The organism is Microbulbifer maximicatervae (SeqCode) (genome assembly GCF_052468155.1).
Window position 1 is genome coordinate 2,859,085 of sequence record NZ_CP174335.1, and the last position, 10,018, is coordinate 2,869,102.

The following is a 10,018-nucleotide window of genomic DNA, read 5'->3' on the forward strand; positions in this document are numbered from 1 at the left end:
CCGTGCCACAATTCCCTCCCTTTTTTATGACCAGGATTAAGAACGCTGTGAAAATACTTGCCCTGGATACAACGTCGGGCGCCTGTTCTGTTGCTCTCATATCTGATGGCCAGCTGATTGAGCGTTTTGTACAGGCAGAGCGCGATCACACTCGTCGCCTTTTGCCAATGGTGGATGACGTTCTCGCAGAAGCCGGCATAAAGCTGGCAGGCCTGGATGCTCTTGCTGTCAGCCGCGGGCCGGGGTCATTTACTGGTCTCCGTATAGCAATTAGTAGTGTGCAGGGGTTGGCTTATGCTGCAGATCTACCGGTGGTTCCGGTTTCCAGCCTCGCAGCCCTAGCGCTTGGAGCTCGGCGATCGCATCCGGACTGGGGACAGTCACCCATCGTGGCAATGCTGGATGCTCGCATGCAACAAGTATATTGGGGGGTTTACTCCAGTGACTCTCCCTGCGATAGCTTGATCCCGGAGGCGGTACAGAACCCGGAGGAGGTTCTGCTGTCTTTAGAGAAATCGGAGATTTGTACTCCGATTTATGGGGCGGGTCCGGGATTACATTATGAGGCTTTTGAAGGGGCGTCATTGGCTGCCGTTGATCAAGCCAGCCTCATTCAGGCTCGGGATATAGCGCAGTTGGCAGTACCACTATGGGAGCAGGGTCATACAGTGACCGCTGAAGAGCTTGAGCCTGTTTATTTGCGCAATGAAGTGACTTGGAAGAAAAGACAAAAAATCCGATCTTAATAACACATGGAAACATTTCAGATTGTAATTTTGGCCCTGATACAGGGGCTGACAGAGTTTCTGCCCATCTCCAGTTCCGCGCACTTGATTTTACCTTCTGAGGTATTGGGCTGGCAGGACCAGGGGCTGGCCTTCGATGTCGCTGTTCATTTTGGCTCTTTACTGGCAGTAGTATTCTATTTCCGCAAAGATATTTGGGTGCTGATTAGGGATGGTCTAGGAGGATTTACGGATAAACAATTTACCGATGAGGGGCGGCTGGCCTGGTTGATTGTTCTCGCTACTATACCTGTGGGACTGATAGGCCTGGTATTTAAAGGGTTCATAGAAACTCACCTGCGTTCAGCCGGTGTTATCGCTGCTACGACTATTGGCTTTGGTATTTTACTCTGGTGGGCTGATGCAAAGGGGCGCAGGGTCGAATCTCTAGCCCAGTTAAATTGGAAAAAAGCACTTCTGATTGGCTTATCACAGGTGTTGGCCCTGATCCCTGGCACCTCCCGCTCTGGTATCACAATGACTGCTGGTTTGATGCTTGGCATGAAGAGAGAGGCTGCAGCGCGCTTTTCGTTCCTGATGTCCATTCCTGTTATTGCCCTCAGCGCTATTTTGTTAACAATTGAATTACTTGCGCTGGAAAGTGTTCCATGGAATGACTTGCTGCTTGGTACCGTTTTATCTTGTATTAGTGCTTATTTGTGTATTCATTTTTTCCTTCAATTTATTAGCCGCATTGGGATGGCTCCATTCGCGATTTATCGCTTGGTTCTCGGTGTAATACTTATTTGGATGGTATGGGGGTAGAGGAAATGGCAACAGTTGCATTTATTGGCTTGGGGGTGATGGGATATCCCATGGCGGGGCATCTTTCTAATGCTGGCCACATGGTGCGAATTTACAATCGCACTGTTAGCCGTGCGGATCAATGGCTACAAGAATATGATGGAGAGAGCTTTGTAACGCCCGCTGAAGCCGCAAAGGGCGCGGAGGTTGTTTTTGCCTGTGTAGGCAATGACAACGATCTCCGCCAAGTGGTGACAGGAGAGCAGGGGGCATTCACGAGTATGGGTGACGGGGCTTTGTTTGTAGATCATACAACAGCCTCTGCCGATGTTGCCCGGGAATTGGCAGTTGCAGCTAGCGAAAAGGGAATCGGTTTTCTGGATGCACCTGTCTCTGGAGGCCAGGCCGGTGCTGAGAATGGTGCTTTAACGGTTATGTTTGGGGGAGATAAGGCAGACTTTGATAAGGTGCAACCTCTTATCGACTGTTATGCGCGGGCGAGCAACCTGATGGGGCCAGTAGGTAGCGGCCAGCTGTGTAAAATGGTCAATCAAATTTGTATCGCGGGTGTCGTTCAGGGGCTTGCTGAAGGTTTACATTTTGCCAAGGCAGCTGGCCTCGATGGAGAGCAGGTTGTCAATGTGATATCCAAGGGGGCGGCACAGAGCTGGCAAATGGAAAACCGCTCAAAAACTATGTTAGCAGGTGAGTATGACCACGGTTTTGCTGTGGATTGGATGCGTAAGGATTTGGCTATCGTCCTTCAAGAGGCACAACATAACGGAGCTTTACTGCCCGTAACTGCCCTGGTAGATCAGTTTTATAGTGAGGTACAAGCTATTGGTGGTGCTCGTTGGGATACTTCCAGCTTGTTTGCACGATTAATGAATGTGCGCTCTTTCGATTAATCCCTCCAATCAATAGCTACCGGGGTTGAGTTTGATCCCGGTGCCGCTTCTTCTTGTTACTATTTAATGAAAGTTTTATTACTCTCCGCTTATGATGCGGACAGTCACAAGCGTTGGCGTAAAGGGCTGGCAGCGGCATTTTCTGATTGGCAATGGACCGTACTAACCTTACCACCGCGATACTTTAGCTGGCGAATCCGTGGTAATAGCCTTTCTTGGGGCCGAGGGGAAACTGCGCAAATATTGAAGCAGCGTTGGGACCTTATTGTTACAACCTCAATGACCGATCTAAGTGCCTTGCGCGGTTTAGTTCCTGAAATCGTTAGGGTGCCTACAGTTGTATATTTTCATGAGAATCAATTTGCTTACCCAGTGAGCTCTGATGCGTTTCGATCGGTAGAACCCCAGTTGTTGAATATTTACACGGCCTTGTCCGGTGATCTGGTCTTGTTCAACTCTGAATACAACCGCAGTACCTTGTTAGGAGGAGTAAAGAAATTACTCAAGCGCTTTCCTGATTGTGTTCCTCCCGGAATTTGTGAGGAGATTGAGGAAAAGTCGCGAGTTCTTCCTGTGCCAATAGAAGACATCGTTTTTGATAGTGCGAAAACTGAAGAGGCCTTTTCCTGGAACTCTTGCGCAGAGAGCATTTATGGGGGCGAGATAGGTCAAGATACTTTGATTATCAGTTGGGCGGCCCGTTGGGAATATGACAAAGGTGCGGACCGATTGCTGGATATCCTTCGGGGCTTGAAAGCCAGAAATGTTAAGTTTCTTGTTAATCTAATGGGGCAGTCATTTCGTAATAGCCCTGCTGAGTTTGCTCAAATACAAGAAGAGTTTGCCGACCATTTATTGGTACTCGGGTATCTCGAAAGCGCTAAAGACTATCGTCAAGTACTGCGACATAGCCATATATTCCTTTCTACGGCTTACCATGAATTCCAGGGGCTGGCGGTGATGGAAGCAGCTATTCTTGGCGCGACCCCGCTAGTGCCAGATGAACAGTGCTACCCAGAGATCTATTCCGAAAACTTCTGTTATTCAAACTGTAATGATGCAGTAAAAAAGCTGGAATCAATGTTTTTGTCGATTCTATCGGGTTCAAAATTAAAAAAAGTTGATTTAAGTAATTTCTCAGGGAAAGTGATTTGGGCAGAATATAGGAAGCAGTTCTTAAATCTGGTTCAGAGTTAGGTCGGCTACTATAGAAGTCGGTTTTATAAAGGCTCCCAAAGTTATTGGTGAGTAAAAGCAGCGCCCTGAAAATTTCTAATCAGGGCCTGTTAAGCGAAATCCTAGCTAATTGGATACATGATCTATTGCTTTCAATAGCCCTTTATCTGGGATATTACTGGGAAGAATACAAGAAGGAATATCTGAATGGCCAAGATTTTTACCATAAAGTAAGTTGCAAGCCATAATATTGTGGCCCTCAGTTGTAGGGTGTACCGGGTCTCCAGTTGGGACAATATTTCCTTGGTCTGCTAAGAAAATATTTTTGGTATTGGAGGCCGCAGATAGTGACTTCCTGATTTTTTGATTATAAAAGTCCGTACAGTAATTTTTCGGATCTTGTCCGTCTAAATCACTTCGACGAGGGATAGTTGAAATTACGAATGCAATTTTCTCAGTTGGAATATCTATGCTCTCAAAGTAATTTTGTATTCTATCTATTATTGATATGCCTTGAATATTATTGGGTGATGATATTATCTTACTAACGACCATATTTAGCTTCTGGGCGGATTCACTATTTTCTTGTATGGGAAGGCTACAATCAATCGCATTATTCATGCTAAGGAAGGTGATGTCGTTAGTGCCGAGCTGTATAGGTATGACAACGCTATCCTCAGAGGTTATATCCCGCATTAAATTGCAGGCTTGATTAGTGAGCCAGCCTGTACTAGTTTCGTTCTCCCTGCACATTTCGCTGAGAAATTGATTGAAGTTCTTGATGGAATTGAGGCAGTTGGTGAAATTGTAGCCCGGGGTGATTTGATGGCCTATCGGATCAAGGTAGCAAAGTAAATCGCTGGTTGTAGCTCCAGGTATCCCAGAGTGCCAGTAATTCTTGGTCTGTTGAGACATATCGTCAGGGCCTGTTGGTCCAGTGATAGTGCCAATCGTTTCTAGTTGTTTTCCATTGTATTTTAGAATTAGCTGCTCACTGGTAGATTCTTGATCTATAGGAAAGATTGAGTTGCCATCGGCTGCTTTGGCAAGATAGTTCCAGATCTGGCTACGAAATCCGTTTGAATTATAAGGGAGTGTTGTCATGCCGTAAGTAATCGAATCACCAATAAACCATAGCTTAATACTGCTACTATCTGAATGTTCATTGGGCTGATTGGGGGGCTGACTAGGTTGTGAAGGTTCTGTTGTGAGTGTACCCGTGCAGTTGCCAATTATAATTGGTGGGGTGTTTTCTCCAGAGTAATTTGCATTAAACCCAAAAGCTCGTGCCTCTCCTGCGGGAATAGATGATTCACTAGTAACAGTTATAGTCCCGTTACTTTCTGCGACTTGTGCATTCCAGAAGTTTGTGATTGATTGGTTACCTTGCCAGTTCCACTGTAGCTGCCATTTATCGAGAGAAGTCTTTCCTTTATTATAAATAACCACATTTGCCATAAAGCCACTTCCCCAATCGTTTTGCACTGCATATTCCACATTACACTGGCCTGAAGGTTCACCGGGTTCTTCCGGTATAGTAGGGGGAGTGTCAGGTTTGGGCTGTTGTGGTGGGATTTTCGATGATTCAAACCATTTTAAGGCATAGGTTCGAAATTCACTTTCTGACGGAAGGGAGGAGTTTTCCATATAATAGTTATCTAAGAATGCTCTCGCGTCCTTATAGTACTCTTGGTGAGTCTTATAAATCTCCTTTTTATTACCATCCTTGTCAATCAGCCAGTAGCCAGCGAATTCATTGATCCAGCTATCATACTCATTGTCATACATTTGCCAGTACAAAATAAATGGAGCACCCCACTGGAGTGCCGTTTTTATTACATTGCGTGATAGCATATCCTGGGCTTCGCCAGAGCGGGCTCCCCAATCCTTAAACCAGGACTCTCCGTAACCATATTCGCCAATGAAAACCCGCTTTTCAAATGGTAGCCCAGATTTTTTGGGAAGATTTGAGTTGATAAATTCCAGTGCTGAGGTCAACTCACTATGTAGAGTGGCAAAATCTGAATGCTTTTCTTTGGTAGTGAGATCGTAAGCTGAATAAGACACCAAATCTACATTAGTATGGGGAAGTACGGCATTGGTTATTCGTTCTTTGCCCTGCATTGCAGATTCAACCCTATTGACCTCAATATAGTGATATAAGTTAACGTCAGAGTGGGTGATATTTGCCTTGGCATCGTCAATGGCTTCTTGTCGAATATTGATCCAGTCAATTAGACCCTGTAAACGCTTAGGAGGGATAGTTTCCTGACTGTCATCTCTAGTACCATCAGTTTTTTGAACTAGGTTCCAATCGCCTTCCCAATGCCCGATCATGAATGTCTTACCGGAGCCGTTATATTCAGTTAGTAAATATTCAGCCAACGAATAAATTTTGTCATATTGCCAGTTTAGCTCTTCTTCACTCATTCCTTTGTTATCCATCCAGGAACCGGAGTCCTCGACCCAAAACATGTAGATGGAGAAATCCATTTCCAAGACTTGCTGAAATTCTGGTATTTCTTTCAGTATCCGCTTGAATTGATAGTCGAGTCCAGAGTTACTTAGCTCGTTATATAGGCTCGGAGAAAGGGCAATCTTGAGTAAGTTAGAGCCCATTGAATAAATGGCTTCAGCACTTTCAACAAGTGATCCCTTATCTGTAAATGTATACCTAGGGTTTATCGTTTGAGTGCCTAAAATTAAATTGTATTGTGAAAGGGGGTCTAACAGGTCTCGTGAAGGTGGGGTCGGATCTGGTTTATTGATGGTGTTGTTGCAACTAGCGTTAATATGAGCAGGCTTCTGTTTACCACCCGAGTAGCGAATATTAAAACCAAAAGATTGGGCTTGGCCAATGGGTACTCCTATAAAGCCTTGTTTTCCAACTACAGAGATCAGATTTTCATCCTGCGCTGAAGTAGCATTCCATATATGTGTGACTTCTTGGTCTGAGGGCCATTGCCATGAAAGTTCCCAATCACTTATTGGCTCGGTACCTGTATTACGTACAACCACTGAAGCCATATATCCGCCTTCCCATTCGCTCTGTATCGTCATTTGTACATCGCACTTTTGACCGGCCAGGGATGGTAGGGATAAGAAGGTCAATATGGAAAAAACTGAGAGGGTGAGAAGTTTAGCGTGCATTATTTATGTATCTATATGGAGTACTGCAGAGTAGTCAGATATTGATAGCTACATAAAGTTCACATATTTATAGTCAGGGACGTCAAATGCTAAAAGGGCCGATTATTAATGATATTCAACTTCCACCTTATTTCCTGTCAAGACAACTTTGAATGTTAAGTACAGGTGTTTGCCTAATTAATTGCTAATTTAATTGTTTTTGTGAACAAGAGGTCAATCGATGGAATATAATTGGAAACTGATTGAGTGCTAATTTTGAATGGCGAAAGTTTTTTACATTTCCTCTCTAAACGTAATTCAAATCTCCTAATTTATCCTTTCTTTACACTCATTTTTAGATTGTACTTGCTTGAATTGTAAATATTTAGGTTTGCCGTAGTTCAGAAAATCTTCGCATATTTAAAATTATTTTGCTTTCGACTCTAAATTAATGGATTTATGGCGGGCAATTACTCTGCGGGTGCTACCAAATACAGCCAGTTAGGGTATTCTGAACATGCGTACTAGAGCTGTACTCTCAGTTCCAGTGTGCTGACAGCAGGGAGGTTATGGCTACTATGTGTATTTTTGAAATAATAAAGCCGCTTTTCAGGATGAGATAATAAAAGTCAAGATTACATTGGCTAACTATCTAGAGAGCCGCGTTCGAGTCGATCGGAAGTGGCTTATTCAGATATCAACTTTCAACGAAAAGGATGCGCGTTCACTTCTGTGAACTGGCGAATGTACTCCTGCGTGTATAGATTCTGGAGAAAAAATGAAAATAATTAATGGTTACGTCATTGCTTTAATAGTATTTATTGGAGCTTCTTCTACTGTTATAGCATCTGACTGGCGTGTTGGTGTTGGTAAGTATGATATAACTGGTCCAGCAGCAGATGTTGGAATGGTAGGATATGGAGAAACGGGGCAGACAACCAAGGGAATTCATACCCGTTTATGGTCCCGCGCATTCATAATTTCTGATAGCTCTGAAAATAAGCGTTTGGTATTCGTATCAGCAGATCTGCAAGGTATTCCGCAGGGCGTGAAGCAGGGTGTCGTTGATAAATTAAAAAATCTCTATGGTAATAGTAAGTACACCGAAAAGAATGTGATGCTGACTGCTACACATACCCATGTAGGTCCTGGCGGGTATGATCATTATGTCATGTTGAATATGAGTGCTCTCGGTTATGCGGAAGATAACTATGACGCTATTGTTGATGGTATTTTTCAGTCAATCGTTGAAGCAGATAGTGGACTAACTCCAGGTGATATCTTTATTGAGCAGGGGATACTACTCGATACCAGTATCAATCGAAACCCATACCCTTATTCAGAAAATACTGATGCAAGCGACTATCAATACGATACCAATAAAACCATGACCCAACTCAAGTTGGTTGATGCCAACAACAAAGCACTGGGAGTTATTAATTGGTTTGCAGTACACAATGTCTCTTTAGGGACAGGGCAGCGGCAACTTAGCGGGGATAATAAGGGGGCGGCGAGTCAGTTGCTGGAGTCTTGGGCTGCCGAGCAGGGTGCTGCAAGTCAATTTACTGCGGCATTTGCCAATAGTAATTTAGGTGATGCGTCTCCGAATATTTGTGGCCCTAGGGATGGATGCGGAAATTCTGAGTATGAAAGTTTACTTTTATCTGCTGAAAAGCAAGTTGCAAAAGCTCAGTTTCTTTACCAATCAGCTACTGTGAAACTTGAAGGTGGATTAGATTATCGACATCAACATATCTATTTCCCTGGCTATACTGTAGCAGGTGAATTTACCGGTGAGGGGCAAATAGATATTTGTGAAGGTGCTGTTGGCTGGTCATTTACTGCAGGATCAAGTTGGGACGGTCCCAGCAATATTGATGGTATTTTTGAGGGAATGTCTGTTGAAAATGAGGGGGTGGATTGGGATAGAGATGTGGGACTATTTGAATCAGCGATTAATGGTTATCCACTTTTTGGCCTGATGAGTGCATTTTCTGCAGCCGCTGTATATGAGGATACTCAGGATGACCCCTGCCAGTACCCCAAACCTACATTTGTACAGCGTGAGGTAATAGGCCAAGCACTTTATACCCCTTACCTACCTTTCCAAATGTTTCGCATAGGCTCACTTGCTTTGGTCGCCGCGCCGGGTGAAATGACGACTATGGCAGGCCGACGTCTTGAAGCAGAAGTCTTGTCAGCTTTTGAAGGAAGCGGTGTAAACACTGTGGTGATTGCCGGTTTGGCAAATGCCTATTCCGGTTACATAACTACCCCTGAAGAGTTTGATAGGCAGCACTATGAGGGAGCACATACCATATACGGCCCCAATACCCTTGCAGCCTACAGACAGATTTATACCGAAATGACACATGCTATGGTCAATGGCGTAGATATTGCTGCAGGGCCTACTCCGAAAGATCTGTCTGATGACCAAATCATTAATGTAATTGGGGTTGTTTATGATGATAAACGCCTGTGGGAGTCTTTTGGTCAAGTCTGGGATGATGTAGGTACCAGCTACAGTGCTGGCGATACTGTATCTGTCACTTTCCGTTCTGGCCATCCCCGTAATGACCCGAAGACTGAGAGTACGTTCATTGAAGTGCAGCGTAAAGTTAACGGTAGTTGGGAAACTTATCTTACCGATGATGATTTGGATACACGCTTTATTTGGACACGAGATACGGCTATTGATTGTATGGCCTGTTCATTTGCTGAAGGACAGTGGATCATCGGAGAGGATACGCCATCAGGCACTTACCGAATAAAGCACTTTGGTAACTGGAAGAGTGGTTGGACTGGGAAGATCTCCAGCTATTCAGGTAAGTCGAGTAGTTTTACTGTTAGCAATTAGTGCTCATTACAGATCGGCTGGACAATCTAGCCGATTTGTATGTCGATACTTGTAATAGACGTGATATGTTCTACCGCTGAATCATTATTAGGTGTTTATTATACATTTGAGCGAATACTATAAATTACGGCAAAAATTTAATAGAGTTCAAGTGTTCTCTTTGAGATTAGTTTATCACCCATAACTTCAAGCTATATTTAATGTCGCTAAATGGTACTTTTTTGTCAGAATATGCTGCTATATATCGCTTGTCTGTGATTTTCTTTCTTTGATCCTAGTCAAATTTACTTGCACTATATGCAGTGTACTCTCCTGTAATCGTTTTCTCCTATCTCAACAATACAAATTAAGTTAGCTTTCACCTAATTTCTAGCCACTCCGAAAGATGGTGGTATGTTAGGTATCTTGGAGGATTGGCC

The 10,018-nt window shown here is 43.9% G+C and carries 6 protein-coding genes; 5 read left to right on the plus strand and 1 reads right to left on the minus strand.

Going from position 1 to position 10,018, the window contains the following annotated elements; genetic code table 11:
- The first annotated feature begins 47 nt into the window (after positions 1–47).
- From tsaB to ACJJIY_RS12445, 4 genes are all read left to right on the plus strand, one after another.
- Positions 48–746 (plus strand): tRNA (adenosine(37)-N6)-threonylcarbamoyltransferase complex dimerization subunit type 1 TsaB, encoded by a 699-nt coding sequence (gene tsaB, locus ACJJIY_RS12430; RefSeq protein WP_445358012.1) that lies wholly within the window; start codon positions 48–50, stop codon positions 744–746.
- A 6-nt stretch (positions 747–752) separates the two neighbouring features.
- Positions 753–1,550, plus strand: coding sequence for an undecaprenyl-diphosphate phosphatase (locus ACJJIY_RS12435; RefSeq protein WP_282931976.1), 798 nt, complete (start codon positions 753–755; stop codon positions 1,548–1,550).
- A 5-nt stretch (positions 1,551–1,555) separates the two neighbouring features.
- Entirely contained in the window at positions 1,556–2,437 is an 882-nt protein-coding gene (locus ACJJIY_RS12440) for an NAD(P)-dependent oxidoreductase (protein ID WP_445358013.1), read from the plus strand.
- Positions 2,438–2,503: 66 nt separating this feature from the next.
- Positions 2,504–3,634, plus strand: a complete 1,131-nt coding sequence (locus ACJJIY_RS12445) for a tRNA-queuosine alpha-mannosyltransferase domain-containing protein (protein WP_445358014.1) — start codon at positions 2,504–2,506, stop codon at positions 3,632–3,634.
- A gap of 105 nt (positions 3,635–3,739) precedes the next feature.
- Here ACJJIY_RS12445 and ACJJIY_RS12450 read toward each other — a convergent pair whose 3' ends face one another.
- Positions 3,740–6,763, minus strand: a complete 3,024-nt coding sequence (locus ACJJIY_RS12450) for a cellulose binding domain-containing protein (RefSeq protein WP_445358015.1) — start codon at positions 6,761–6,763, stop codon at positions 3,740–3,742.
- Positions 6,764–7,520: 757 nt separating this feature from the next.
- On the opposite strand from ACJJIY_RS12450, the gene ACJJIY_RS12455 reads away from it, so the two are divergent.
- Positions 7,521–9,599, plus strand: a complete 2,079-nt coding sequence (locus tag ACJJIY_RS12455; protein WP_445358016.1) for a neutral/alkaline ceramidase — start codon at positions 7,521–7,523, stop codon at positions 9,597–9,599.
- Positions 9,600–10,018: the final 419 nt, after the last annotated feature.